The sequence below is a fragment of the Nesterenkonia cremea genome (genome assembly GCF_014642675.1).
GTDB classification, from domain to species: domain Bacteria; phylum Actinomycetota; class Actinomycetes; order Actinomycetales; family Micrococcaceae; genus Nesterenkonia; species Nesterenkonia cremea.
The window spans coordinates 1-26,043 of sequence record NZ_BMIS01000012.1 but is presented as its reverse complement, the minus strand read 5'-3'; the positions used below and the strand labels follow the sequence as shown (position 1 = coordinate 26,043).

The following is a 26,043-nucleotide window of genomic DNA, read 5'->3' as shown; positions in this document are numbered from 1 at the left end:
GCCGCGAGGCCGGTTGAAGTGCGGCTGCCGGCGGGATGACGCCCGTAGACTGGAGCCCATGAGCAGCGCAGACACCGCAACCGTCGCAGAATCCGCCGAGCTCGCCGTGGCCACCCGAGCCGGGGCGGTGGAATCCCGGCATATCGGCTCCGCCGTGGTGATCGGCCCCGGAGGCGAGACCCTGCAGTCCGTGGGCGCCCCGCAGAAGCCGATCTTCCCGCGCTCCACGCTCAAGCCCTTCCAGGCCATCGCCTCGCTGCGCGCCGGCGCGCTGATCTCCCCGGAGGCCGTAGCGCTGGCCTGCGGCTCCCACGTGGGGTCGCGGAAGCACCAGGAGCTGGCCGCCCAGGTCCTGGCCGATGAGGGCCTGGAGGAGTCGGATTTGCGGTGCCCGGCCGCGCTGCCCACCCGTGACCTGGACCTGAAGGTCCACATCGAGGCCGGCAAGCAGAAGACACCTCTGGCCTTCAACTGCTCGGGCAAACATGTGGCCTTCCTTGCCGCCGCCCGCACCCAGGGCTGGCGCCTGGCCACCTACACCAAGCCGGAGCACCCTCTGCAGCAGTCGGCCCTGGAGGTCATCGAGGAGTACTGCGGCGAGACCCCCGGCGTGGTCGGTGTGGACGGCTGCGGCGCCCCCGCCCCCTCCATCTCGCTGGCCGGGCTGGCCCGCGGCTTCGGCACGGTCGCCTCGGCCACCTCCCGGCGCGACGCCGAGGTCCACGCCTTCACCGTCAATCAGGCGATGCTCGACTATCCCTGGGCTGTCCACGGCCGCAATGAGGCCAACACTGTGGTCATGGAAGACCTGGGCCTGCTGGCCAAGCTCGGCGCCGAGGGCGTGCTGGTGGTCGCCGCTCCGGACGGCACCACGGCCGCGGTGAAGGTCCTCGACGGCAGCCAACGCGCCTCCAATCTGGTGGCGCTGTCTCTGCTGGCCGGTCAGGGCGTGGTCGAGGTGGACGCGCTGGGCCCGGTGCTGAAGAAGATCATCAGGCCCATCACCGGCGGCATCGACGGCGAGCAGGTCGGCAGCATCCGCCTCTCCCCCGAGCTGCTCGCCCACCTGTGATGGCCCGACGCCGGATCAGCGCGGAACAGGGCCGGGCAGCAGTTCAGCAGTGGTCGGCGTCGCAGGCTTGCGGGGAGGATCCCGGACGCAAGGTGACCGCGGCCGCAGTGCGCCACCTGCTCGAGGAGCTGGCCGAGCGCGCCCCGGGCAACTCGGTGGAGGTCCGAGTGCCGCCCTTCGGCGTCACCCAGTGCATCGAGGGCCCCACCCACACCCGCGGTACGCCGCCGAACGTCGTGGAGCTCTCCGCTCAGACCTGGCTGGAGCTGGCGCTGGGCCGGCGCAGCTGGGAGCAGGCCGCTTCAGCCTCCGAGATCTCCGCCTCGGGCATCCGCGCGGACCTCAGCGACGTCATTCCGCTGCTGCGGCTGAGGATCGACGCCGACGACGCCGATGGGCGCGGCTCCGCCTGACCAGCAGCTGCAGACGCCGCCAGGTCAGCGAGGACACGAAGATGGCGTCGAAGGCAAGCATGGCCAGGGAGAACCAGGGCAGGCCCATCAGCACAGCGATGCCGCCATGGAAGAAGATGATCCCCAGCAGCGCCAGCCGGCGGGTCACCGGATGCAGCAGCCCCACAGCGAAGAACATCTGGACGAAGATGGAGCCGTAGGTCAGCACGGTGACCATATACGGATCCGCAGTGAGCACGCTGTTCAGCCAGGGGAACACCCCGTACTCGTGCAGGCTCAGCGGGTAGTGCAGCGCGGTGCCGTCCTGCCAGAGATCGCCCTGGACCTTGAACAGTGCAGAGGCCGTATAGAGGATGAAGATCTGGCAGGCCAGGGCTATCAGCCCCACATTGTGCAGCGGATCGGTGATCCACCGGGGCAGCACCGGCAGTCCGTGCCAGAGCTTCTGCCACACGCTCAGCTGCCCGCGGGACTGCGCCCGACGCCGGCGGCGCGCGTCCAGCGACCAATGGGCGGTCACGTTCATCAGCAGCATCAGGGTCAGGCCGATGCGCGCGATGTTGTCGCCCTGATCCCCCAGGGTGTCGGCGCGCTCCACCAGTCCGGCCATGCCCAGGACCAGCAGCAGGATCATCGGGCGGGTCCGCCAACCCAGGATCACCGCCACCGTCACGGCCATCAGCGCCAGGTAGAACACGGTGAACAGGGCCGGGCTCTGCGTGGAGAAGATCCCCAGCAGAGCTCCGAACTCGGAGGTCTCACGGTGGGGTTCGGCCCAGAACGACGCCGGCCCCCACAGCACATAACGATCGCCGAAGTTGCTGATCAGTAGGCCCAGCAGCGCCACACCCACCAGGATGCGTGCCGCCGAGAGCCCGTAGAGCGCGTGCTTGCCCAGCAGCAGCCAGGCCTGGGCGCGCAGGGACCATTCCTCGGCCGGGCGGAGCACAGAGGTCTCGGCGGCCTGACGCAGGGGGCTCTTCTGCGGCGCGCTCATCCGAGATCACCTGCCTGCCGGGCATAGGGCTCGAAGAGTTCGATCTGCTCCTCGGCGAGGTCGGCAGGGGCGCGCCAGCCGTACTCACGGATACCGCGATCGGTGTCATCCACGGTCATCTCCTCGCGCTGGGCGTAGCTGGGAGCCGGACGATGTGTGGTCCGGTACTGGACGTGGACGATCTCGCCCTCCCACGCGTGATGTGCCATCCCGGTGGCCAGGCTGACCGCCACCTCGTCCAGGGACATGTAGGCGTCCACCTGGTCGGCGTCGGCACCGCCGTCGATGGACAGGAGGTCGTCTCGCAGCTGCTCGACGGGGGCCTCCACGTAGTTCGCCTGCAGCTGGTTGAGCTGGTCATCGTTCATCGGCGACCGAGCGGAGTTCAGGTTGTCGGTGGTGCGCCGCGCGATCTTGGAGGTGCGCGGCGGGGCGGGGTTGTAGCGGACGATCTGGTCCTCTCCCTCAACCATGTCCACCCAGTCGGTGACGATCTCCTCGCCGGTCTCCGGGTCTTCGATCATGGCCCGGACCTCGAAGGTCACGGCCACCCGGCGGGGGTTGGGGGCGAAGATGGACCAGTTCTGCTCGAACCAGGGCAGCACATAGGACCGGACGTTCTCCGATCCGATCTCATCCTGGATGGGGGTCCGCGGGGCTGCCCAGACGCCGATGATGACAGTGTGCACCGCCATGACCAGCACCAACAGTCCGGCGAACAGCCGTGCTCCCAGCGGGATCCTCTTCAGGGCCCGCCTCTGTTCCGCTGAGCGATCGTCCACGTCTTCTCTCTTTCTGGCTACGGCCGAGAGCGGACGGGCGCACGGACCGAAAGTCTGTACAGCCACCCGCTGCGTGTGTGGCGCGGCCTCTGCCGAGCCAGCCTAACGCTCACTTCGCCATGTCTCCGGCACACATAGGCACTGCAGATTCCATGTATGCATTGAAGACTTTTCGCTGACCTCGAGACTTTAGTGGGTGGGTGCCGAATCCCAGACCCAGTGCTGAGCAAGCCGTCGCCTTCGGCGCGCGGCTGCGGCAGCTGCGCCAGGACCGGCATTTCTCCCTGGAGCACGTCGCCCTCGAGTCCGACATCTCCCTGCAGCACCTGAGCCTGCTGGAGCGCGGACTGAGCGATCAGGCCAAGCAGACCCCGGCCAACCCCCGCCTGGGCGCGCTGCTGCGGCTGGCCCAGACGCTGGAGACCGATATCGCCGAGCTCATCGCCCCACTGAGCGGCAGCCTCCTGGAACATGCGGAGCAGCAGGTCGACGACGCCGAGCGGCAGGCCGGCGAGGAGCCGCACCCCAACCGGCGCGCGGATCGCGGCTGAGCCGGCGTCGGAACGCGACCGGGCCCTCAGCGGCGCGGATGCTGGGCCGCTGACCGGGGACAGCAGGGATGCTCGCAGGCCGGTAGACTGAAGACATGTCTTCTCAGGTCCCAGCTGATCGCCAGGTGACGGTCCGCCCCACGCCCAAGCTGGTCCCCTTCCTGGTGGCCGGCGTGCTGGCAGCGCTGGTGGCCGCCGTCGTCGTCGTACTGGTCACCGGTCCGAGCGAGGACTACACAGTGGCCGCATCGATCGGCTACCTCACCTTCGTGCTCTCCCTGGCAACGGTGTCGGTCGCGGCCGGCATCTGGTTGTTCCTGGAACGGCGCTCCCGCCGTCGCACCCGCACCTACACCGCGACAAGGACTCAGAATGACCCGAGCTGACGGCCGGCTCAACCACAATCTCCTCGACGAGGACCCGCTTCCGCAGGATGAATGTGGGGTCTTCGGCGTCTGGGCCCCGGGCGAGGAGGTCTCCAAGCTCACCTACTACGGGCTCTACGCCCTGCAGCACCGCGGTCAGGAGTCGGCAGGCATCGCAGCCTCCGACGGACAGTCCATCCGGGTGTATAAGGACATAGGCCTGGTCTCGCAGGTCTTCGACGAGTCCACGCTGAATGCTCTGAACGGCCATATCGCCGTCGGGCATTGCCGCTACTCCACCACCGGCGGCAACCAGTGGTCCAATGCCCAGCCGACGCTGGGCGACAGCCCCTTCGGCACGGTGGCGCTGGGGCACAACGGCAATCTGACCAACTCCGCCGATCTCTACGACCGACTGGTGGAGCGCCACGGCACCAAGCCCTCCTTCGGGGAGCTGGGCCACGGCAACACCACCGACACCGCCCTGGTCACCGCGCTGCTGAAGGATCAGCCCGGCGAGGACCTGGAGGAGCAGGCGCTGAACCTGCTGCCCACACTGAAGGGCGCCTTCTGCCTGGTCTTCATGACCGAGAACACGCTCTACGCCGCCCGCGATCCGCAGGGCGTGCGCCCGCTGGTGCTGGGCCGGCTGGAGCGGGGCTGGGTGGTCGCCTCCGAGCAGTCGGCACTGGCCACTGTGGGAGCCTCGGTGATCCGTGAGATCGAGCCCGGTGAGTTCATCGCCATCGACGCCGACGGCGTGCGCTCCCACCGGTTCGCCGACTCCGCACCGGCCCGCTGTGCCTTCGAATACGTCTACCTGGCCCGTCCCGACGCCGCCATCAACGGCCGCTCGGTCTACGAATCCCGTGTGGAGATGGGCCGCCAGCTGGCCCGCGAGGACTCCCACGACGCGGACATCGTGATCCCGGTGCCGGAGTCCGGCACCCCCGCGGCGGTGGGCTACGCCGAGGAGTCCGGGCTGACCTTCGCCCAAGGCTTCATCAAGAACTCCTATGTGGGCCGCACCTTCATCCAGCCCTCCCAGACGCTGCGGCAGCTGGGCATCCGGCTGAAGCTCAACGTGCAGGCCCATGTGGTCAAGGACAAGCGCGTGGTGGTCGTGGACGACTCCATCGTCCGCGGGAACACCCAGCGGGCCATCGTGCGGATGCTCAAGGAGGCCGGGGCCAAGGAGGTCCACGTGAAGATCTCGTCCCCGCCGATCAAGTGGCCCTGCTTCTACGGGATCGACTTCGCCACCCGCGCGGAGCTGATCGCCAACGGCGCCACCATGGAGGAGATCACCCAGGCCGTGGGCGCGGACTCGCTGGCCTACATCTCCGAGGACGGCATGATCGCCGCCACCGGCCAGCCGCGCTCCAGTCTGTGCACCGCCTGCTTCTCCGGGGAGTACCCGATCGAGCTTCCTCCGGAGGAGCGCCGCGGCAAGCTGCTGCTGGAACAGCCCAGTGCCGGCAAGCCCGCCCAGACCGGCTGCGAGCCGGGCCCGGACGCCGAATTCGAACTGGATGAGAACGAACGCCCCTTGAAAGAGAAGGTCTGACCCTTGAGCGAACCCATCACGTATGCCTCCGCCGGTGTGGACGTGGAGGCCGGGGACCGTGCCGTCGAACTGATGAAGGCCCATATCGAGGCCACCCACGGTCCCCAGGTGATGGGCGGCGTCGGAGCCTTCGCCGGGCTGTATGACGCCTCGGAGCTCAAGCGGCTCCCGAGCCCGCTGCTGGCCACCTCCACCGACGGTGTGGGAACCAAGGTGGCCATCGCCCAGGCCATGGACAAGCACGACACCATCGGCTTCGACCTGGTGGGCATGGTGGTGGACGACATCGTGGTCATGGGCGCCAAGCCGCTGTTCATGACCGACTACATCGCCTGCGGCAAGGTGGAGCCCACGCGGATCGCCGACATCGTCTCCGGCATCGCCAAGGCCTCCGCAGAGGCCGGCACCGCGCTGGTGGGCGGGGAGACCGCTGAGCACCCAGGCCTGCTGGGCGAGCATGAGTACGACGTCGCCGGTGCCGCCACCGGCGTGGTGGACGCCTCCGCCGTACTCGGCCCGGAGCGGGTCCGCGCCGGTGACGTGGTCATCGGCATGAAGGCCTCCGGCATCCACTCCAACGGCTACTCACTGGTCCGTCGCGTCATCTCCTCGGCAGGCTGGGACTGGAGCCGCGAAGTTCCGGAGTTCGGCCGGACCCTGGGTGAGGAGCTGTTGGAGCCCACCCGCCTCTACACCCAGCCCTGTCTGGACCTGATCACCGCACTCAACGGCGACCCGACAGAAGGACCGCTGGGCGAGGACCTGCCGGTGCGCGGCTTCAGCCACGTGACCGGCGGCGGTCTGGCCGCAAACCTGGCCCGCGTGCTGCCCCACGGCCTGATGGCCACTGTGGACCGCTCCACCTGGTCCTGGCCTGCCGTGTTCAGCGTGGTGGCCGAGCTGGGCGGGGTGCCCCAGGCCGATCTGGAGCGCACGCTGAACCTGGGCGTGGGCATGGTGGCCGTTGTGGCCCCAGAGAAGGCCGATGCGGCCGTGGCCCACCTGAACGCCGCAGGTCAGAGCGCCTGGGTCATGGGTGAGGTCAGCGAGTACTCCCCGGAGGACGTCTCCGGCGCGGACGATGACTTCGTCCAGGGCGCCAAGGGCGTGGACGGCGGCGGCGTGCTGCTGCGCGGCTCCTACGCCTGAGTTCCTCACTTTCGGATTCGAGCGAGGCTTCGGCTCTTCTGATGCGGCTGCCGGCCGCCAGAAGGGCCACAGCCTCGCTCGAACTGCATTCGGACGCCGTCGTGACAGCATCGTTATGGGGCTTTTCCCTGACACCTCTTGTTCCGAGCGCGCTCGGTCGGGGAGCGTGGGAGGCGGCCGACGCAGTCGAGACGAACGGAGCGTGACCACGCTATGGCCACTCGTACGACCAACGGCATCTGGATCTCTGCCGCAGCAGCCGGAGCCCTCACCCTGTCCGCCGCAGCTCCGGCAGCGGCCGCCGGCTCCGCCGAGCAGGAGGACCACCTGGAGACCTCCCTCAGCGCCACCCTGGACAGCCAGGAGCTGACCTTCGAGTGGGAGGGCGACGCCGAGTCCTACGACTGGGGCATCTCCTACGTCGGCACCGACGCTGTGCTCACCGACGGAGACACCCGCGACTCCGAGGTGACCGTGGACCTGGAGGAGCTCGCCAAGGGCGACTACTTCGGGCAGGCTGACCAGTCCTTCTACTTCTCTGGCCCTGACGGGGAGGTCGAGAGCGTCCAGTTCTTCGTCTACGAGGACTCCGACGGCCAGCTGTCCGTGGGCCCGCCCGAGTCGGGGACCGAGGAGCAGGTCGAGCTCTATGAGGAGGTCTTCACCGTCGTGCAGCCCTTCGAGCCGGTCTTCTGATCCGGCCCAAGCAGTTCTCCTGATTCGAGCGGGGTTTCAACCCTTCTGACCGTGAGGAACGGCCGGAAAGGGCAGAAACCCCGCTCGACCCGTCAGAATGGGGTCATGACCTCCATCCCGCTGTTCCTGGACTGTGACCCCGGCATCGACGACGCCGTCGCCCTGGGCTACCTCTTCTGTCGACCCGATGTGACGATCACCGGCATCGCAGCCAGCGGCGGCAACGTCTCCACCGCGCAGGTCGCGAAGAACACGCTGGGATGGCTCGAGCTGGCCGGCCGCCGCGACCTCCCGGTGCACATCGGCGCCGAGCATCCGCTGGCCGAGACCAGCGACTACGCCGAGGAGACCCACGGGGACACCGGCGTGGGCTACGCCCAGCTCCCCCAGATCCCCCTTCCCGACGCCGGCCCCCAACCCTCCGAGAGCAGCGACTCACCCAGCAGCACCTCCCCCGACGCCGCCCGGGCCTGGGTGGAGGCGGCCCGGCAGCACCCGAGCGAGCTGATCGGCGTCGTGACCGGCCCCTGCACCAATCTGGCCCTCGCCCTGGACCTGGAGCCCGAGCTGCCGCGGCTGATCCGGCGGCTGTTCATCATGGGCGGGGCCTTCAACCACCGCGGCAACACCCGGCCCACCACCGAATGGAACATCACCTACGACCCCGAGGCCGCCCAGCGCGTGCTCGACGCCTTCGGAGAGGCCGCCCAGCACGACGGCGCCCACCTGCCGGTGATCGGGCCCATCGAGGCCACCGAGGCCGTAGCGCTGACCCCGCAGCGCCTGGAGCAGATCACCTCGGCGGCGACCTCCCCTCAGTGGGCCGCCTTCCTGACTCAGCTGGCCGAGGCGCTGCGCTTCTACTTCGAGTTCCACCAGGCCGACGGCCACGGATACCTGGCCCATATCCACGACCCCTACGTCCTGGCCGCCGCCGTGGAGTGGGCGCGCAATTCGCCAGCCCGCCCGGAACCCGGCATAATCCCTTGGGCTGAGAGCGCCCTGGCGCCGGTCGGCGTCGAACTGACCGGAACGCTGACCCGCGGTGAGACCGTCGCGGATTGGCTGGGCCGCTGGGACCTTCCCGCCACCGCCGAGATCATACGCAGCATCGACGCCGAGACCTTCCTCAACCACCTGACCGCATCCCTGACGAGAGGACCACGATGACCTCCCCTGCCAGCGCCTCTGGGCAGGGGTCCGCCGCCACGGCCGCGGATCCCGGAGAAACCACGATCCCCGCCCCGCTGTGGGCACACGCCCTGGTGGCCGCCGGAGCCGCCGCCATCATCGCCACCTATGTCACGGTGCTGATGACCCAGCCCGCCACTCTGGGCCACGACCTCGGGCACACCACTCTCTGGGTGATGCTCGGCTATCTGACCGGCGGCCTGCTGATCGCCGCCGGCGCCCTCCCGCTGATCCCGCGCAGCTTCCTCGCGCTGATGCCCGCGGCCATCGCGCTGAACATCGTGGTCGGACAGATCGTCGGCACGATGACCCCCATCCCCCTCTACCTGGACGCCCTGGGCTCCGTGGTGGTCGGCGTGATCGCCGGGCCCGCCGCCGGAGCGCTGACCGGGGTCCTCACCAATGTCATCTGGGGCGTGACCATCAACCCAACCGTCATCGCCTTCACCGCAGGGGCCGCCTTCATCGGCGCCGCCGCCGGCTGGGCCGCCCGGATCGGCGCCTTCCGCGCCATCTGGTCCGCGGTGCTGATCGGCCTGGTGGCGGGCATCCCGGCAGGTGCGCTGGGCGCGCCGGTGGCCGCCTTCGTCTTCGGCGGCGGGCTCGGCGTCGGGACCGGCGGTGTGGTGGCCACGATGCAGGCCGCCGGACTGGAGATGCTCTATGCGACCACGCTGCAGAGCCTGCTCTCCGACACCGCCGATAAGGCGCTGATCTTCCTGCTGGCCCTGCTGGTGCTGCGTGCGCTGCCGCTGCGCCTGCTGGGACGGCATCCCTTCACCCGGCATTCGCTGCCCACAGGCTGAATGCCCCGTCCGAACGGGCTGCATCCCGCCACTGAGCTGGTCCTGCTGCTGTGCGGACTGCTGGTGGTCTTCGGGATCCCCTCACCCCTGATTCCGGCCGCTGTGCTGCTGTGCGCCGCGGCCTGGGCTGTGCTGTCCTCCTCAGTCAGCCTGGCGCGCTGGCTGCTCACGCTGACAGTGCTGGCCGGTCCCATGCTGATCATGGTGGGCATCATCCAGGGACTCTTCTACCCGGGGCAGGAGGTCACCGTGCTCTGGAGCGCGGGACCGGCCGCGGCCACCGCGGAGGGCCTGGCCGTGGCACTGCAGCTGTGGCTGCGGGTGGCCGCGATGATCGGAGTCTGCGCGCTCTTCGCCTTCAGCGCCGACGCCGCCCGGGTCTTCGACGGGATGCTGCGGCTTCGCCTGCCCCTGAGCATCGCCTATGTCTGCTCCGCGGCGATGAGCCTGATCCCGCTGCTGCGGCGTCGCACCGCCGAGGCCCTGACCGCCCGTGCCGCCCGCGGCTGGGACACCGAGCGGCTCTCAGTGCGGCTGCGCCTGCTGCCCGGGATCCTCGGCGGACTGTTCACCGCCGCACTGGTTCAGCTGGATCAGCGCCACGACACCCTCACCCAGCGCGGGTTCGGGCGTTCGGCACGGCCAGCCCCGCTGCAGGATCACCACGACGCCGGCCCCCAGCGGCTGCTGCGCTGGGCAGCACCGCTGCTCAGCGTGGGCCTGGTGACGGCGTCGGTGGCGGGTGTTCTGGTGCTGCCCACTGCGGGGGATCTGTTGTCTCTGGTGGGGATCGAGCTGCGGGCAGAAGGTGATTCCAGTGCGTGATGATGAAGCTGGGCTGGCGAGTTCCAGGCAGGAGAGGGCCGCGCCTGTGCTGGAGCTGGCCGGGGCGGGCTTCCACCATCGCGGTGCGGAGTCGGCTGCGCTGAGCGGCGTGGACCTGCAGATCCTCCCCGGGCAGATGGTGGCGGTGCTGGGCCCGCAGGGCTCCGGGATCTCCACGCTCTGCCGGCTGGCCGCAGGACTCCTGGAGGACCGGGGCAGGATGAGCGGCACCCGCCGAGCCAGTGCGGCAGGGGCCGGCCTCGTGATGTTGGGCGATGACCCCGAGGCCCAGCAGACCGGGATGACCAGCTATGTGCGCGATGAGCTGCGGCTGCCCGGGCGGTTCCTGACGGCTGGTTCTGTCGCGAGAACTGGGTCTGCGGACCAGGGGCGGCGTGCCTCCGATGCCGCGGCGGAGGCGGCGCTGGCCGCGCTCGGCGGGGAACACCTGTTGGACCGGCGGCTGGATACGCTCTCCGGCGGAGAGCGGCAGATCGTGGCCCTGGCCGGGCTGCTGGGGCTGCGCCCTGAGCTGCTGGTGCTGGATCAGCCGGGGCTCTCCCTGGATGGGCGGGCCCGAGGGCTTCTGCTTCAGGGACTGCGGCAGTATTGCCGGGACGGCGGCGCTGTGCTGATCGCTGGCCACCAGGAGGATGAGCTCAGTGCGGCCGGCGAGCGCCGGGCCTTCCTGCGGAAGGGTCGGCTGGTGGAGGCTTGCGAGGACGAGGACTCCCTGGAGGATCACGGCGTGTGGTGCACTCTGCCGCGTCAGTCGCAGTCTGAGCCCCAGCTTCCGCCGATGTGTTCAGTTCCGGAGAAAGACCCCGACGCCGAGCCCAGTTCCCGGGATCTCAACACATCGGGCAGCGGGGAGACCGGCGAGGCTGCGCCCCCGCTGCTCTCCGTGGAGAAGCTCAGCGTCTCCCGCGGGGGCACCCCCATCCTCGAGGATTTCCGGCTGGAGCTGGCTCCGGCCGAGATCGTCGCCCTGGAGGGGCCGAACGGATCGGGCAAGTCCACGCTGCTGCGCGCCCTGGCCGGGCTGCTGGACCGGGAGGCCGAGATCACCGGCTCAATCCGGGCCAGGCCCGTCCGGGCTGAAGCGGACCGGACTGGGCAGGACGTGGCTGGGCAGGACGTGGCTGGGCAGACCTGGACCGGACAACCTCAGATCGGGCAGACCGATGGACCGGACCTGGCCCTGGACGACCTGCCGGCCCACCGCCGCGCGGGGACTCTGGCCTGGGTGGGCCAGGACCCGAGCGCGCAGCTCTCGGCCTCCACAGTCCGTGCAGAGCTGGAGCGTTCCGTGCCGCTGCCGCGCCACCGCCGTCGGGACCGTGCCGCTGTTCGGTCCGCACGGGCCGGCGTCGTCGCGCAGCTGCTGGAGCGCACCGGGCTGACCGAGGCGGCGGAGTCGCACCCCTATGACCTCTCCCCCGCTCGGCAGAAGGACCTGGTGATCGCCACGGCGCTGCTGCTGCGTCCGCAGGTTCTGCTGCTGGATGAGCCCACCCTGGGCCGTGACCAGGCCGGGATGGAGCGGCTGAGCCGGTTGCTGCGCACGGTGGCCGAGGCCGGGGCCGCCGTACTGACCACCACCCATGACCAGGCCTGGGCCGAGCAGATCGCGCACCGACGCCTCCGGCTGGCGCCGCAGGATCGCGGGCCGGACCACGACCACTGACCACCACATCCTGAACGGAAAGGACCCTGATGACCTCCTCCGAACCTGAGTCCGCCGAGTGCTCCTCATCAGAGCGGAGCAGCGCCTCCTTCGCGCATCCGGGCAGCCAGTTCTACGCCGTGCTGGTCTCCCTGCTGGCGGCGTTCTATCTGATCTCCAACATCGCGGCGACCAAGCAGATGGACTTCGGCGGCTGGGTGGTCGACGGTGGCGTCTTCCTCTTCCCACTGACCTACCTCCTGGGCGGCATCATCTCCGAGGTCTACGGTTTCCGGGCGGCCATGCGCGCGGTGCTGGTGGGCTTCGCAGTGATGGTGATCGGCGCGGCGGTCTTCGGCCTGGTCACCGCCTCCCCCGCCCTGGGCGATGCGGAGAACCAGGAGGCCTTCGAGGTGCTCTTCGGCTGGGACGGGATCTACATCCGGATCCTGGTGGCCTCTCTGGCCGGCTTCCTGGTGGGGCAGCTGATGAACAGCATGGTGATCGTCTGGGTGAAGCGGCGCTTCGGCGAATCCGGCCTGTGGGCGCGCATCATGTCCTCCACCGTCTTCGGCCAGACCCTGGACACCGCGATCTTCGGCCTGATCGCCTTCAGCACCGTGCCGATGATCCTCAACGTCATCCCCGGTGTGGACCTGTTCCCGCTGATGAGCTGGGGCGAGTTCGGCAGCTACGTGGTGCTCGGTGTGGTCTATAAGTGCCTGGTGGAGTTCATCCTGTTCCCAGTCACCTTCACCGTGGTGCGGGCGCTGAAGCGTCGCGAGCCCAGCTACCAGGGCTGAGGCGGGGCACCGGGGGCTGCGAACTTCGGGACTGCGCTGGCCGGCGTCGGGAGTTCCACCATCGATTCCCTCGTCCACACACCTATCGGGCGTGGAAACCTGCACCCACAGTGGAAGCTCGGCGAGCGGCACGCTTCCTCTCGGCCTGCCGGGCGTAGAAGCCCTGCTCCGTGAGCTCGTGATGCTTCACACAGATCACCATGCCGAAGGGGATGAGGAACGCCGTGAACGCCAAGTGCAGGACGAAGAACACGCTCGAAGCGACCCCATCAGGCGGGTAGAAGCTCATCGAGTTGTAGAAGAAGATCACGAAGACGACGATCGACCACCCGATGTGGAACTTCGCCCGTGTCGGCGTCTTGACGACGTCGCCGAAGAACCAACGCTCAGCACGCGACCGGCCGAAGGGCGTCTCCGACTCCTCAGCGGTGCTCCGCGCGCGGCGGGTCTCCTCGGTCATCATCACTCCTGGTCGGTAGGGGTGCGCCCAGCCTACCGAGGATGAGCACCGCTGTGCAGGGACGCGACCACCCTTGTCCACAGCCCTGCCGGGCGTGGCGACCTGAACCAGCTGTGCAAGCCCGGTGCCGGAGCAGCAGCAGCCCCTCGCACCCGGCCCTCAGTCGCCGGAGGTCATCCGGAGCATCTCGCGCAGCAGGCGCTCGCGCAGCCCCTCATCCAGGCCCTGTCCCTCCAGAGCCTCGTAGAGCCAGAATCCGTCGGCGGCCAGCCGAGCCAGGAAGGCCCGGACCTCAGCGTCGTCAGCCCCAGCACGAGAAGCTCCCCGCTCCGGAACCGGCGGCGCCCAGCGATGATGCACTGCATCCCACACCGCGCCGGCCGCCTCATCCTCGCTGGCCTCCAGCATCAGCAGCAGCTCGGCCCGGGCCGGGGTGTCGTGGAGTCGGGCGTAGGCGAGGAAGCGGGACTCGGCGTCGACCTCCCCTGCCGGACCGCCGGCGTCGGCCTCCATGGCGGCCTCCCACCGCCCGGCCACATGCTCGTGCAGCGCCAGCAGCAGGGCATCGCGCGAGGGGAAGTGGTACAGCAGCCCGCCCTTGGTGACCCCTGCCTCCTGGGCCACGGACTCGTAGGTCAGCGCGGTGACGCCGTCGCGCTGGACCACCCGGCTGCCGGCTTCGAGGATCAGGGTTCGCTTGGACTGTCGCATAGGGACCTCAGTGGTTGTCGGGGTATTCCTGGGACTCGGTGCCCGGGGTGTAGCGGCGCAGGATCCAGGAGACGCCGGCTGCGCCCAGAGCGGTGACCACCGCAACAGCGACCAGCACCACCAGATACGCATCGTCGAAGGCCGCCGCGGCGGCCGCGGTGACGGCCTCGTCCCCGGAGGACAATGCTCCCGACGGCGAGGCGGAGGCCCACTCCCCCGCACCCTCGGGCAGCACCAGCATGCGGGTGTAGACCAGGGTCAGCAGCCCGCCCAGCAGGGCCACGCCCAGCAGATTGCCGAACTCGTAGGAGACCTCCTCGGTGGAGGCCGCCATCCCGGCCCGATGCGGCGGGACGTTGCCCATGATCGCGGTGGAGGCAACGGAGACCGAACAGCCCATGCCCGCTCCCATGACCACCAGAGCCGCGGCCAGGCCGGGCAGGGAATCCGCCAGTGCGCCCAGCACGGCACCGGTGGCGCCCACCGCGGCCAGGCCCATGCCGCCGCCGATGAGCAGCAGCAGACCCAGCCGGTGCAGCAGCGCACCGCCCAGCAGGGTGAAGGGCACTGACCCGACGGCGACGGCGGTCACCAGCAATCCCGCCTGCAGCGGGGTGAAGCCCTCCATCAGCTGGAAGCGCTGGGTGATCACCAGCTGCACTCCGGCGGTCAGGAAGGTGGTCAGCCCCGCGCCGATGAACCCGCCGGAGAAGCCGGCGTTGCGGAACATCGCGAAGTCCACCAGGGGCTCAGTGCTGCGCGCCAGGCGCAGCTGGCGCCGGCTGAACAGGCTCAGCACCACGACGGCGACCACCGTGGAGACCACCGCCAGGGTCCAGTTCAGCGGCGCCTCGGCCCAGGTCTTGATGGCCAGCACCGCTGCGGCCAGACCCACCAGAGCCTGGGCGGAGGAGAGCGCGTCCCAGCGGCGGGCTGGGTCGGCCAGGTTGGCCGGGCCCAGCAGGGCCATCAGCACTGAGGCGGCCAGGACGATGGGCACGTTGACCAGGAAGACCGAGCCCCACCAGAAGAACTCCAGCAGCGTGCCGGAGACGATGGGGCCCAGCGCCATGCCCAGGGTGAAGGTGCCGGCCCAGACCGCGATGGCGATGTTGCGCTCGCGCACCTGGGAGAAGGTGATGCGGATCAGCGCCAGCGTGGCGGGAAGCATGAGCGCCCCGCCCACCGCGAGCAGCCCGCGGGCGCCGATCAGCGATTCCGGTGCGGTGGAGAAGGCCGCCCAGGTTGAGGCCGCTCCGAAGATCACCAGGCCGACCTGGAAGATCCGTTTATGCCCGAACCGGTCTCCCAGGGCGCCGGAACCGGGCAGCAGGCCCGCCATGAACAGCGGGTAGATGTTGAGGATCCACAGCTGCTGAGAGGCGCTGGCGCCCAGATCGGAGGTCAGCACCGGCAGCGCCGTGTACAGGATGGTCATATCCAGGGAGATCAGCAGCAGCCCCGTGGAGACCAGTGCGAGCACCGTCCAACGTCGGCCGCGGCTGAGCTCCGGGGTGCGGCTGAGGCGGGGGTCGGCGTCGGGTGCGCTGACCACCGGCATCTGGCCGGACAGCGGTCCGCTGGGGTACTCGGAGAAGGTGCTCACAGGGTCAAACTATAACGTTTGTAAGGCTTGCCGCCGTCATGGGGTCAGCAGCTGCTCCAGCTCCTCCAGGGCCGGGGTGATCCGCGTGCGCCAGCGCCATTCGGCCTTGGCGTCGGCGCGGGAGGGGCCGCCGTTGATGACGGCCACGGGCTTGCCGGCGCGATGCATGGTCAGCGCGATCTTGAATCCACTCATCACCGCCATGGAGCTGCCCACCACCAGCAGGGCGGAGGCCTGCTCCGTCAGCCGGTCTGCGGCGGCCTTGCGCTCAGCGGGGACGTTCTCGCCGAAGTAGACCACATCGGGCTTGAGCTTCTGGGATCCGCACACCAGGCAGGAGACCATCACGAACTCCTGGACCCACGAGTCGGCCAGGGTGACGTCGCCGTCGGGGTTGATGTTCTCCGCAGCTTGCCAGGCGGCCTCGGCGTAGCCGGGATTGGCCTCCTCCAGCCGGATGTCCAGGCTGGGGCGCTGCTCGGAGTTCCCGCAGACCAGGCACACCACAGTGTCCAGGTCTCCGTGGAGGGTGACGATGTCGGCGTCGGAGGCCAGGGACTCGGCCGCCTGACGGTGCAGACCGTCCACGTTCTGGGTGACCAGGCCGGTCAGGATTCCGCGGGGCTGCCATTGAGCCAGCAGCTCATGCGATCGGTTGGGCGCCGCGCCGTGCATCTGGCGCCACCCGACGAAGCTGCGCGCCCAGTAGCGGTGGCGCGCTGCGGCGTCGTGCTGGAACTCCTGATAGGTCATCGGCCGATGCCGATGCAGCGAGCCCTGCGGGCCGCGATAGTCGGGGATCCCCGAATCGGTGGAGACCCCGGCCCCCGTCACACACAGAACATCGCCCGTTTGGAGGAGGGAGAGGATGCCGCTGCGGGCCCTCTCAGGTTCCTGCGGCAGAGCCGTCTCCGTCACCACTCGGGCGATGGACCGCAGAGCCGCCCGATGCGCGCGCTCTGCAGAGGTGGGGAGGTTCAACGACCGTAGGGGTCGTAGTCGTCGTCGTAGTCGTCCGACTCCTGGGCGCCATCAGTGTCCTCACCACGCGCCTCTGCCAGCTCCCGCTCGAGAGCCGACAGATCAGTGTTCGGGGTGAAGTACTTGATTTCCCGCGCCTGCTTGGTTGCTTTCGCCTTTTGACGGCCGCGCCCCATGAGCGAGACCCCCTCTGTCATCTCTAGGTCCGCGCGATGCCGGGCAGGGTTCACCGCGGGAGGAACTGTACTGTCTGGTGTTTCGTGCTAACAAGGTTATCAGCATTCTCATTCCTCGTTCCACGACGCCACGGGACACCTCCGGACCGATCTCTGAGCAGCCCCCGGCGGACCCTTCCCGCGGCACAGCGCGGAACGGCCGATCCCCCGCAGACTGCACTGTGAGATGCGACTACCATAGGAGGTCAGCACCAGCGGGACCCTCGGGAGGAACAGGAGACTATGACGCAGCCCGGAGGAGAGCACCACCGCGACGACGCCGAGAAGCAGCCTCCGCTGCACGGCTCGGAGGATCAGAGCTCAGGGGATCTCAGCACTGACGATCAGTCGGCTGAGGAGGAGTCTGCTGAAGAGCACAGCGCGGAGAACCCCGACGCCGGCTCGAAGGGCGGCGCTGATCACGACGCCGACTCCGACGCCCCGCTCGAGGAGGAGACCGAGCTGCTCGGCGCGGACTCCGAGAGCCGCGCGGAGGATCCCGATGCCTCCGATGAGGCGGCCCCTGAGGATTCGGCAGACAGCTCTGAAGAGGGCAGCTCTGATGAGGCGGCTTCCGCTGGGACTGCGGCGGCCGGCATCGCGAGCTCCGATGACAGCTCCGGCTCCGGCTCCGGCTCCGGCTCCGGCTCCGGCTCCGGCTCCGGCTCCGGCTCCGATGACGATTCTGACGCCCCTGTTGAGAAGGTCGCCGCTGCCGCGACCTCCCGCAGAAGCCGCCGTGAAGCCTCCGGCGATGTGCCCTCCAAGCGGCTGAACGCCCTGCCCTTCGTGCTGGCCGCCGCACTGGTGATCGTCCTGACCGGCGGCGTGCTCTGGTGGCTCCTCGGCCGCGAAGACGAGGAGCCGATGGACTACACCCGCGCGGAGAACCCCACCAACGGCATCATCCTCTCCGAGGCCCCGCCGGAGGAGTGGCTGACCGGCGACTGCCTGCGCGACTTCGATCCTGAGGACGACCTGGCTCCGGTGACCATCATCGATTGCAGCTGGGACTATGACGCCCAGCTCATCCACTGGGAGGACCTGGAAGGTGAGGAGCACCCCGGCGAGGAGGCCGCCCAGGAGCAGGCCATGAGCGTCTGCCACGCGGCCCAGGAGGAGGTCCTGGACCAGGAGGCCGTGGATGAGTACCACGCGTTGGAAGGTGTGGTGGCCCACCCGGATGAGAGCACCTGGGAGGATGATCGCCGGGTGAACTGCCTGCTCCAGCGCGCCGACGGCGAGCAGATGAACGGCAACTTCGTGGTGGAACCGGAAGAGGACTCCTCCGCCGAGGTCGGCGATGAGGACGTCGCCGAAGAGGGCGCACAGGATGACGCCGAGCAGCAGACTGAGCAGGGCGAAGCCGACGAGGACGCCCAGGACGAGGATCCCGAGAACGGCGGCGGCGAGGCCGGCGCCGAGGAAGCCGAGGACACCGCATGAGAGAAGCCGAGTTCCTGCCCGAGCTGCGCTGGTCCTCCGCCACCCTGGGCGATGACCTGGGATCCGTAGTAGTGATCCACTCCCCCGAGGATGACACCATCCGCGCGGCCGGGCTGGCCCGGCCTCAGGGTGCCGAGCCTGAGGTGGCCGCGATCGGCAGGCTCCTGGAACATCTGATGGACCGCCTGGAGGACATCGCCCCGCTGACCGCCGCGCGGGAGATGAACCCGCTGCCCACCGATAAGGGCACCGTGGCCCAGGCGGTTCTCGCCTACAGCGAGGGCGACTCCACCGCCTTCGACCAGATCGACGTGGAGCAGCCGGGCTCGGCCTACCGCCAGGACGTCTGGGCGGCCATGCGCGAGGTCCCCGCCGGAGAGACCGTCTCCTATGCGGAGCTGGCCCAGATGGCGGGCCGGCCGCAGGCGCACCGGGCCGCCGCCAGCGCCTGCGCCAACAACTTGGTGGCCTTCGCCGTGCCCTGCCACCGGGTCATCCGCTCAGACGGCGGCCTGGGCGGATACCTCTACTACGGCACTGACACCAAGCGCCGCCTGCTGGCCCGCGAGGGCGTCCGGCTGTGAGCCGGACGCCGCTCTGCCGCATTCTCCTCTACTGCTGACGGACCACCGACAAGCCGTGCACTGAATCCTCATCCAACGAGAGGTCGGAGCGGTCCACCAGGACTGTGTCGCCGTCCTCGACCTGCCCGGACAGCAGGGCCTTGGCCAGCTGATCGCCGATCTCCCGCTGCACCAGGCGCCGCAGCGGACGGGCGCCGTAGGCCGGGTCGTAGCCGGTGAAGCCCAACCATTCCTTGGCGGCGTCGGTGACATCCAGGGTGAGCCGGCGCGAGGCCATGCGGTCCTGCAGCGAGCCGATCTGGAGATCCACGATCGAGGTCAGCTGATCCATGGACAGCGGCTCGAACATGACGATGTCGTCCAAGCGGTTCAGGAACTCCGGTTTGAAGGAGGCGTTGACCACGCTCATGACCTTCTCGCGGCGGGCGTCCTCCTCCTCGGACTGGTCCACCAGGAACTGGCTGCCCAGGTTGGAGGTCAGGATCAGCACCACATTGCGGAAGTCCACGGTGCGCCCCTGGCCGTCGGTGAGGCGGCCGTCGTCGAGGACCTGCAGCAGGATGTCGAAGACCTCGGGGTGGGCCTTCTCCACCTCATCCAGCAGCACCACGGAGTAGGGACGACGCCGCACAGCCTCGGTCAGCTGGCCGCCCTCGTCGAAGCCCACGTATCCGGGAGGTGCACCCACCAGCCGGGCCACGGAGTGTTTCTCCGAGTACTCGGACATGTCGATGCGGATCATGGAGCGCTCGTCGTCGAAGAGGAACTCCGCCAGCGCCTTGGCCAGCTCTGTCTTGCCCACGCCGGTGGGGCCCAGGAAGAGGAAGCTGCCGGTGGGACGGTCCGGATCGGCCACCCCGGTGCGGGCTCGGCGGACGGCGTCGGAGACTGACTGCACGGCCTGGTGCTGGCCGATGAGCCGGGAGCCCAGGAGCTCCTCCATCTGCAGCAGCTTCTCGGTCTCGCCGGCCATCAGGCGCCCGGCAGGGATGCCGGTCCAGGCGGAGATGACCTCGGCGATGGCGTCTGAGTCGACCTTCTCGGGGACCATGCGGTCGGCGTCGTCGCCTGATGATTCGGCCTCCTCAGCGGCGGCCAGCTCCTTCTCCAACTCCGGGATCTCCCCGTAGAGCAGGCGGGAGGCTTCGGCGAAGTCGCCGTCGCGCTGGGCCTTCTCCGCCTGGGACTTCAGCTCGTCACGCGTGGCGCGCAGCTCGCCGGCCCGGTTGTGGGCGCCCTTCTCGGTCTCCCAGCGGGCCTCGAGCTCACCGAGCTGCTCCTTCTTGTTCGCCAGCTCCTCCTTCAGGGCGGCCAGGCGTTCGCGGGAGGCGGGGTCCTCCTCCTTGGTGAGCCACTGGCGCTCGACCTCGAGGCGTTGGACGGCGCGGCGGAGCTCGTCGATCTCCACCGGGTCGGAGTCGATCTCCATCTTCAACCGGCTCGCGGCCTCGTCCACCAGATCGATCGCCTTGTCCGGCAGCTGGCGGCCGCTGATGTACCGGTCGGAAAGGCTTGCGGCGGAGACCAGGGCGGCGTCAGAGATCTCGACGCCGTGGTGGGCCTCGTACTTCTCCTTGATGCCGCGCAGGATGGCGACGGTGTCCTCCACCGAGGGCTCGCCCACGTAGACCTGCTGGAAGCGGCGCTCCAGGGCGGCGTCGGACTCGATGTTCTCCCGGTATTCGTCCAGGGTGGTGGCACCGATGAGCCGCAGCTCACCGCGGGCCAGCATGGGCTTGAGCATGTTGCCGGCATCCATGGAACCCTCGGAGCTTCCGCCGGCACCGACCACGGTGTGGATCTCATCGATGAAGCTGATGATCTGGCCGTCGGCGGACTTGATCTCGTCCAGGACGGCCTTGAGCCGCTCCTCGAACTCGCCGCGGTACTTGGAACCGGCCACCATCGCCCCGAGGTCCAGGCTGATCAGGGTCTTGCCCTTCAGGGCGTCCGGGACGTCGCCCTGCTCGATGCGCTGGGCGAGGCCCTCGACCACGGCGGTCTTGCCCACACCGGGCTCTCCGATCAGGACCGGGTTGTTCTTGGTGCGGCGGGAGAGGACCTGGATCACACGGCGGACCTCAGCATCGCGTCCGATGACCGGGTCCAGCCTGCCGTCCTTGGCGAGCTCGGTGAGGTCGGTGCCGAACTTGCCCAGGGCGTCGAAGGTTCCCTCCGGGTCCGGGGTGCTGACCTTGCGGTCGCCGCGGAGGCCGGGCAGGGCAGCCTTCAGCGCCTCCAGGGAGGCCTCGTTCTCGGAGAGGGCACGGCCTGCGGGGCCGCGGTCGGCGGCCACGCCGAGCAGCAGGTGCTCGGTGGATACATAGTCGTCGCCGAACTGGTCGGCCTCGGCCTGGGCGGCCTTGATGACGTTGAGCCCGGCCTGGGAGAACTGCGGGGTGGAGACAGAGTCTCCGCTGGTTGAGGGCAGGGACCGGATGGCCGCGGAGGCGCGGGTGGAGACGGCGTCGGGGTCTGCGCCGGCGGCCTTGAGCAGCGCCACGGCGACGGACTCCCGCTGGTCCATCAGGGCCTTGAGGATGTGGGCCGGTTCGATCTGCGGGTTGCCCGCGGTGTTTGCATTCATCGCGGCAGCGGAGACCGCTTCCTGAGACTTGGTGGTGAGCTTGACGTCCATACGTTTCCTCCCGTGGAACGAGCGCCTAAAAACTTGAGTCACTCATGCTCAACTTTATCTCATGGGGAGTTATTCCGGGAGTGGGGAGGCGTGACCTCTCCTGTAGGTTCCAGTTAAGTTGTCAGTAATGCCATGTATCTGTCAGTGGCGTGTCAGTAGTCTCATCTTTCTGACAGTAGGTCACACTGAGGATATGGGCACGCGCGGGGCCTCCTTGCGATACTGCACCGTCGCCGGTGATGAAGTCACGACGACGTGGGAACAAGCGCGTGCTGACCTTATCGTTGAGGGCCTCCCGATTCGGATACCTCCTGCCTACAGGGGCCAGCGGAACTACCCCGGTCTATTCTGGGCATCGACGAATCATAGGACTTTAGTCTGAACCGCACTGGGATTCTTGGAGACTCCATCGTTTGGAAAGGATGATGGAGACATGCCACAAGAGATCAAACCGGGCAACGCGACCACGCGCCGATACTCGGAACAGGAGAAGGCCGCAGCGGTGCGAATGGTCCGCCAGCTACGCCAGGAGCTGGGCACCGACCGCGGCACCGTGAAGCGGGTCGCTACTCAGCTCGGCTACGGCCCCGAGTCAGTCCGGTCCTGGGTCCGCCAAGCAGACATCGATGAAGGTCACGCCCCCGGTGTCAGCACCGAGCAGTCGGCCCGCGAGAAAGCCCTGGAACAAGAGAACCGTGAGCTGCGGCGCGCCAACGAGATCCTGAAGCGGGCCGCGACTTTCTTCGGGGCGGAGCTCGACCGCCAGTCACCGAGATAGTCGCCTTCATCGACGCCAACAGAGACGACGTCATCGACGGTCGTCGACTCGGAGTCGAGCCCATCTGCGCAGTGCTGCAGGTGGCTTACGAGCACCTACTACGCAGCGAAGAACCGGGCCCCCTCGGCCCGGAGCGTCAGGGATTCTGAGCTGATGCCGGAACTGGTGGCCCTGCATGCGCAGAACTATGGGGTCTATGGAGCCAGGAAGCTCTGGAAGGCCGCGAACCGAGCCGGCCTACGCATCGGCCGGGATCAGACGGCGAGACTGATGCGTCACGCTGGCCTGGAGGGTGTTCTCCGGCGTAAGAAGGTTCGCACCACCTCAACTGACCCGGAAGCCCCGCGGCATCCGGATCTGGTCAATCGCGAGTTCACTGCGGTCGCGCCGAACAGGCTCTGGGTCACGGATCTGACCTATGTGCCGACCTGGGCCGGTGTGGCCTATGTCTGTTTCATCATCGATGCGTTCAGTCGGGCGATCGTCGGCTGGCGGGTCGCTTCTACGATGCGCACCGAGACGGTGCTCGATGCCATCGAGATGGCCCGCTGGTCTCGAGGCCCGCGCCACGAGCAGCTACGGTGCCACAGCGATGCAGGATCTCAATTCACCTCCATTCGCTACGGCGAAAGACTGGCCGAAATCGGGGCCACTCCCTCGATCGGAACCGTCGGGGATAGCTACGACAATGCTCTGGCCGAGACCGTCAACGGTTACTACAAGGCCGAGCTCATCCGAGGACCGGTGCGCACCCATCGCGGTCCATGGAAGACAGTCGAAGATGTGGAGCTGGCGACTCTGGGGTGGGTGCACTGGCACAACACTGAGCGGCTTCATGGGTACCTCGGTGACCGGCCGCCGGCTGAGTTCGAGGACCTGTTCTACGATGACAACATCAGACCCAATGAGCTGGTGGAATCCCTATAGCCGGAGTCTCCATCAATCCCAGTGCGGTTCAGGACTTAAATATCCAGAGGGTTAGCTCTCGTGGATGACGTCGAAGCTCTCGCCACCGTCGGTGCTGTGAAGAATGCTGCCCCCGACAGCCGCCCATACTTCGTCCTGGTCCACAGCGTGGAGCGCCTCAGGGTAGCCCTTCACACCCGCATCGACCTCACCGACGTGTTCCCAGGTGAATCCGTTGTCCTTACTTCGGTGCACCCCGGCATCGGGGTCGAGGGCGAAGATCGTCCCGTCAGGGGCCCAGTCGACATGGTGAAGGATCGGAGCCTCAGCTACAGGCGTGAAACTTTGTCCCCCGTCTGTGCTGATGACAGGGCCACTCTCGGTGGTACCCAACACGGTGTCGGCGTCGCGAGGATCTATGGCGAGGCTCGCCATCGCTGGCGCACCCGGACTTTGCCAGGTTTCGCCGGCGTCGTCGCTGATCAACAGCTCTTGCCCTGAGGTGGCATCCACCCCGTAAATGCGGTCTCCCATCGCATCCAGCGCATGGAAGTCTGCTTCGCCGCTCAGCGAGACGTCCTCCCACGTAGCACCGCCGTCAGCGGAGGCAATCAACCCTAGGTTGGCCGGAGCGTCTTGCCCTTCGCCCGGGTGGCCGCTGGCCAGCAGCAGGTCTTCATCCGCCACAGCGAAGCCCATGAAATCCTGGATCTCGGAGACGCGGCGGGGGCCATCGTCGTGAAGCCGAAACAAACCGTAGTGACTGGCAATCATAAGCGAACCATCGGAAGGATCGACGTCTAAATCATGGACATGCTCCAGGTTTTCACCCTCTCCGCCCTCCGCAGGACCTTCCGGATCGGCACCGTTGGTTTCAGCGCCGCACGCGGTAAGCACTAAAGCTGAGACGGCGAATAGCGTCAATGACCGCATACCCGACCAGCCATCCGGATTCCCCAAAGACGCACGCCTCAGGTTGGGCGTTTTCCTGCACATGGTCAGCTCCTCCATCTCGGGGTGTCGGATGCCCAATTCTACGCAGCGTAGAAAACACCCTCCAGCTCCGAACCAACATCGACTGGTCAGCAGTCTTCGGGCCCAGCAGTCTTCGCGCCGACGTCGTTTCTGATGGTGCTCAACCCCGTTCACAATGAGTCGAGGAACTACCTTTAACGGTCATCTTCCACCACGCCGCAGGCAAGCCGAGGCCCGGCATCGCCAGTAGCGGCGGTGTCTTCATCGGGTTCACCATCGGGATCCAGATAGCGCTCAGGGACGTTGCCGTAGTTGTCCTCATCGGCGTGAACGATCACCGCTGCCCCGTCATCGTCGGTGAGCATCTGCTCGTCGACCCGGTCGGTGACCACGCTCATCGTGGCGGTGCCATCCTGCTTGACCAGCAGCACCGGCAAGTCACCGGCATGGTCAGGGTGGTCGGCGTCGTCTTCACCGCTGATATGTCCGCCGGCTGATAAGAAGTCTCCGGTGTCTTCGGGGTCATCGGGCGCTTCGCTGTCGGGTTCGCATTCTGCGATCTCGTGGAGGTGGAACCCGTAGAAACCCGGTTCCATGTTCTCTGCGGTCACGCTGACCTCGAGGTCGCCGTCCACGGGCGTGAAATCGACGTGCCCCAGCGTGTTCCCATCTGCATCAGCCAGTTCGGCGGTTGCCACCACCGCCTGCTGCGCAGCCGGATCGCTGTCCTCATCGGGAGCGGCAGCCCCCTCGGGGCCCTCGGCCTCATCCTCGTCGGGTGAGCCAGCGTCGGTCTCACTCTCGGCTGCCGCTTCCTCATTGGCCCCGTTGGCCTCATCGCCTGCGCCGCCATTGGCGCAGCCAACCAGCCCCAGGCCGGCCATCAGGGCGGCCGTGACGAAGAGAAAACGGGGGCGAGAGATCTGTGGTTCACCGATTATCATGACGCGTCCCTTCTCTGATGAGCTGTTCAGCGCGATGCCGAAGGTCGGGTTACCCGGCACCGACCGTATCCTGGTGGCGGGAAGCGCCTCAAATGCAGCCTGTCCTCGGACCGGGTTAGGCTACACGCAATGGCCGGGGTTCGAGCCCACGCGGCGCTGCCCAACCATCACCGTCTCACCGAGTTGAGCTACCCACATCGATATCGGAGGACCCTTATTACTCACTCCCGTTGACAGCCTCTCGGGGAACTAGGGCGTGAGGAACGAACTGGTGACAGGTTCGGTTTAGGCCGCGAGCGTGTGCGGCTCGGCTAGCTTGGCTTCGAACTCGATGGGCGTCAAGCCGCCGAGGGTGTCCTGGGCGCGTTGGCGGTGATACTTCCGCTCGATCCACACGACAATCGCGAGCCGGAGTTCCTGCCGGGTGGCCCACCGCTGCTGGTTGAGCACGTTCGTCTGCAGCAGTGACCAGAACGACTCCATGGCAGCGTTGTCTCCGGCGGCGCCGACTCTTCCCATCGATCCGACCATGTCATGGCGGCGCAACTCGCGGGCCATGGCCCGGGAGCGGAACTGNGACTCCGTGCAGTAGCGCTGCTGCTCGGTATGTGGTGGCCAGCTTGTCGCAGCGGGTGGCGATGCCGCGCCATTGCTTCAAGTGGCAGAACCCGCGTTCGACGATGTTGCGGCCCTTGTATCGCTGGGCGTTGAACTTCGGGGGCCTGCCGCCCTTGGTGCCGCGGTTTCTGCGGTGTCGTTTCTGATCGTCAGGCTCTGCGATGGTGGCGATGATCCCGCGTTCCTGCAGGTAGGTGCGGATCGCGCGGGAGGAGTAGGCCTTATCGCCTAGCAGCTCATCAGGTCGGGTACGGGCCCTGCCGGGTCCCAGGCGCGGGACTCTGATCTGTTCGACCAG

At 68.0% G+C, this 26,043-nt stretch carries 25 protein-coding genes and 2 pseudogenes; 15 read left to right on the top strand and 12 right to left on the bottom strand.

The genetic code is table 11. The features are described 5' to 3' along the window. Positions 1-58: 58 nt before the first annotated feature. Together IEW85_RS11660 and IEW85_RS11655 are read left to right on the top strand one after the other, a co-directional pair. Positions 59-1,072 (top strand): asparaginase, encoded by a 1,014-nt coding sequence (locus IEW85_RS11660; RefSeq protein WP_188685907.1) that lies wholly within the window; start codon positions 59-61, stop codon positions 1,070-1,072. After that, positions 1,072-1,485, top strand: coding sequence for a sterol carrier family protein (locus IEW85_RS11655; RefSeq protein ID WP_188685905.1), 414 nt, complete (start codon positions 1,072-1,074; stop codon positions 1,483-1,485). The genes IEW85_RS11660 and IEW85_RS11655 overlap by 1 nt, the downstream gene beginning before the upstream one ends. On the opposite strand, the gene IEW85_RS11650 is transcribed toward IEW85_RS11655, so the two are convergent. Together IEW85_RS11650 and IEW85_RS11645 are read right to left on the bottom strand one after the other, a co-directional pair. After that, positions 1,424-2,482, bottom strand: coding sequence for an HTTM domain-containing protein (locus IEW85_RS11650; protein ID WP_188685903.1), 1,059 nt, complete (start codon positions 2,480-2,482; stop codon positions 1,424-1,426). The genes IEW85_RS11655 and IEW85_RS11650 overlap by 62 nt on opposite strands. Next, positions 2,479-3,264 (bottom strand): DUF5819 family protein, encoded by a 786-nt coding sequence (locus IEW85_RS11645; protein ID WP_188685902.1) that lies wholly within the window; start codon positions 3,262-3,264, stop codon positions 2,479-2,481. The genes IEW85_RS11650 and IEW85_RS11645 overlap by 4 nt, the downstream gene beginning before the upstream one ends. A gap of 200 nt (positions 3,265-3,464) precedes the next feature. Here IEW85_RS11645 and IEW85_RS11640 point away from each other — a divergent pair, with 200 nt between their 5' ends. The 10 genes from IEW85_RS11640 to IEW85_RS11595 all read left to right on the top strand — a co-directional run bounded on the left by IEW85_RS11640 (position 3,465) and on the right by IEW85_RS11595 (position 12,883). Next, a complete protein-coding gene (locus tag IEW85_RS11640) occupies positions 3,465-3,815 on the top strand; it encodes a helix-turn-helix domain-containing protein (protein WP_188685900.1) in 351 nt (116 codons plus the stop codon). Positions 3,816-3,910: 95 nt separating this feature from the next. Beyond that, positions 3,911-4,201: a hypothetical protein gene (locus IEW85_RS11635; RefSeq protein WP_188685898.1), complete on the top strand. Its 291-nt coding sequence runs from the start codon at positions 3,911-3,913 to the stop codon at positions 4,199-4,201. Then, a complete protein-coding gene (purF, locus tag IEW85_RS11630) occupies positions 4,188-5,747 on the top strand; it encodes an amidophosphoribosyltransferase (protein ID WP_188685896.1) in 1,560 nt (519 codons plus the stop codon). Before IEW85_RS11635 ends, purF begins: the two co-directional genes overlap by 14 nt. Positions 5,748-5,750: 3 nt before the next feature. After that, the gene (gene purM, locus IEW85_RS11625) at positions 5,751-6,896 is read left to right on the top strand and encodes a phosphoribosylformylglycinamidine cyclo-ligase (RefSeq protein WP_188685895.1); all 1,146 of its coding nucleotides are present in this window, start codon (positions 5,751-5,753) and stop codon (positions 6,894-6,896) included. A gap of 213 nt (positions 6,897-7,109) precedes the next feature. Next, positions 7,110-7,592: a hypothetical protein gene (locus IEW85_RS11620; protein ID WP_188685893.1), complete on the top strand. Its 483-nt coding sequence runs from the start codon at positions 7,110-7,112 to the stop codon at positions 7,590-7,592. A gap of 105 nt (positions 7,593-7,697) precedes the next feature. Beyond that, complete coding sequence (locus tag IEW85_RS11615; protein WP_188685891.1) at positions 7,698-8,762, top strand: nucleoside hydrolase; 1,065 nt, start codon at positions 7,698-7,700, stop codon at positions 8,760-8,762. Continuing rightward, a complete protein-coding gene (locus tag IEW85_RS11610) occupies positions 8,759-9,589 on the top strand; it encodes a histidine kinase (protein ID WP_188685889.1) in 831 nt (276 codons plus the stop codon). The genes IEW85_RS11615 and IEW85_RS11610 overlap by 4 nt, the downstream gene beginning before the upstream one ends. Further along, positions 9,590-10,414, top strand: coding sequence for an energy-coupling factor transporter transmembrane component T family protein (locus IEW85_RS11605; protein ID WP_188685887.1), 825 nt, complete (start codon positions 9,590-9,592; stop codon positions 10,412-10,414). A gap of 46 nt (positions 10,415-10,460) precedes the next feature. Next, complete coding sequence (locus tag IEW85_RS11600; protein WP_229658992.1) at positions 10,461-12,101, top strand: ATP-binding cassette domain-containing protein; 1,641 nt, start codon at positions 10,461-10,463, stop codon at positions 12,099-12,101. 29 nt (positions 12,102-12,130) lie between these two features. Next, positions 12,131-12,883 (top strand): queuosine precursor transporter, encoded by a 753-nt coding sequence (locus tag IEW85_RS11595; protein WP_188685876.1) that lies wholly within the window; start codon positions 12,131-12,133, stop codon positions 12,881-12,883. Positions 12,884-12,965: 82 nt separating this feature from the next. Here IEW85_RS11595 and IEW85_RS11590 read toward each other — a convergent pair whose 3' ends face one another. From IEW85_RS11590 to IEW85_RS11570, 5 genes are all read right to left on the bottom strand, one after another. Continuing rightward, positions 12,966-13,343, bottom strand: a complete 378-nt coding sequence (locus IEW85_RS11590) for a hypothetical protein (protein WP_188685874.1) — start codon at positions 13,341-13,343, stop codon at positions 12,966-12,968. Between the two features lie 159 nt (positions 13,344-13,502). Then, complete coding sequence (locus tag IEW85_RS11585) at positions 13,503-14,054, bottom strand: TetR/AcrR family transcriptional regulator (protein WP_188685873.1); 552 nt, start codon at positions 14,052-14,054, stop codon at positions 13,503-13,505. Positions 14,055-14,061: 7 nt separating this feature from the next. Beyond that, positions 14,062-15,660 carry an MFS transporter gene (locus IEW85_RS11580; protein WP_308420887.1) on the bottom strand — a complete coding sequence of 533 codons (1,599 nt, stop codon included), beginning with the start codon at positions 15,658-15,660 and terminating at the stop codon, positions 14,062-14,064. A gap of 36 nt (positions 15,661-15,696) precedes the next feature. Further along, the gene (locus IEW85_RS11575) at positions 15,697-16,494 is read right to left on the bottom strand and encodes a Sir2 family NAD-dependent protein deacetylase (protein ID WP_308420886.1); all 798 of its coding nucleotides are present in this window, start codon (positions 16,492-16,494) and stop codon (positions 15,697-15,699) included. A 143-nt stretch (positions 16,495-16,637) separates the two neighbouring features. After that, positions 16,638-16,817 (bottom strand): DUF3073 domain-containing protein, encoded by a 180-nt coding sequence (locus tag IEW85_RS11570; RefSeq protein ID WP_188686006.1) that lies wholly within the window; start codon positions 16,815-16,817, stop codon positions 16,638-16,640. A 282-nt stretch (positions 16,818-17,099) separates the two neighbouring features. On the opposite strand from IEW85_RS11570, the gene IEW85_RS11565 reads away from it, so the two are divergent. Together IEW85_RS11565 and IEW85_RS11560 are read left to right on the top strand one after the other, a co-directional pair. Beyond that, positions 17,100-18,302, top strand: a complete 1,203-nt coding sequence (locus IEW85_RS11565; protein WP_188685869.1) for a hypothetical protein — start codon at positions 17,100-17,102, stop codon at positions 18,300-18,302. Next, on the top strand, positions 18,299-18,886 hold the full coding sequence (locus tag IEW85_RS11560) for a methylated-DNA--[protein]-cysteine S-methyltransferase (RefSeq protein ID WP_188685867.1): 588 nt from the start codon (positions 18,299-18,301) through the stop codon (positions 18,884-18,886). Before IEW85_RS11565 ends, IEW85_RS11560 begins: the two co-directional genes overlap by 4 nt. 28 nt (positions 18,887-18,914) lie before the next feature. Here IEW85_RS11560 and clpB read toward each other — a convergent pair whose 3' ends face one another. After that, a complete protein-coding gene (clpB, locus tag IEW85_RS11555) occupies positions 18,915-21,524 on the bottom strand; it encodes an ATP-dependent chaperone ClpB (protein WP_188685864.1) in 2,610 nt (869 codons plus the stop codon). A gap of 433 nt (positions 21,525-21,957) precedes the next feature. Here clpB and IEW85_RS11550 point away from each other — a divergent pair. Continuing rightward, a pseudogene (locus IEW85_RS11550) lies at positions 21,958-23,229 on the top strand (IS3 family transposase). 51 nt (positions 23,230-23,280) lie between these two features. On the opposite strand, the gene IEW85_RS11545 reads toward IEW85_RS11550, so the two are convergent. The 4 genes and pseudogenes from IEW85_RS11545 to IEW85_RS11530 form a co-directional block, all read right to left on the bottom strand. Continuing rightward, positions 23,281-24,219, bottom strand: coding sequence for a F510_1955 family glycosylhydrolase (locus IEW85_RS11545; RefSeq protein ID WP_188685854.1), 939 nt, complete (start codon positions 24,217-24,219; stop codon positions 23,281-23,283). Positions 24,220-24,377: 158 nt separating this feature from the next. After that, positions 24,378-25,127 (bottom strand): superoxide dismutase family protein, encoded by a 750-nt coding sequence (locus tag IEW85_RS11540; protein WP_229658991.1) that lies wholly within the window; start codon positions 25,125-25,127, stop codon positions 24,378-24,380. A gap of 285 nt (positions 25,128-25,412) precedes the next feature. Then, a pseudogene (locus IEW85_RS11535) lies at positions 25,413-25,703 on the bottom strand (integrase core domain-containing protein); the annotation flags it as partial. Next, the coding region (locus IEW85_RS11530; protein ID WP_188685852.1) for a transposase at positions 25,660-26,043 on the bottom strand (384 nt) is incomplete at its 5' end. The gene IEW85_RS11530 and the pseudogene IEW85_RS11535, both read right to left, overlap by 44 nt.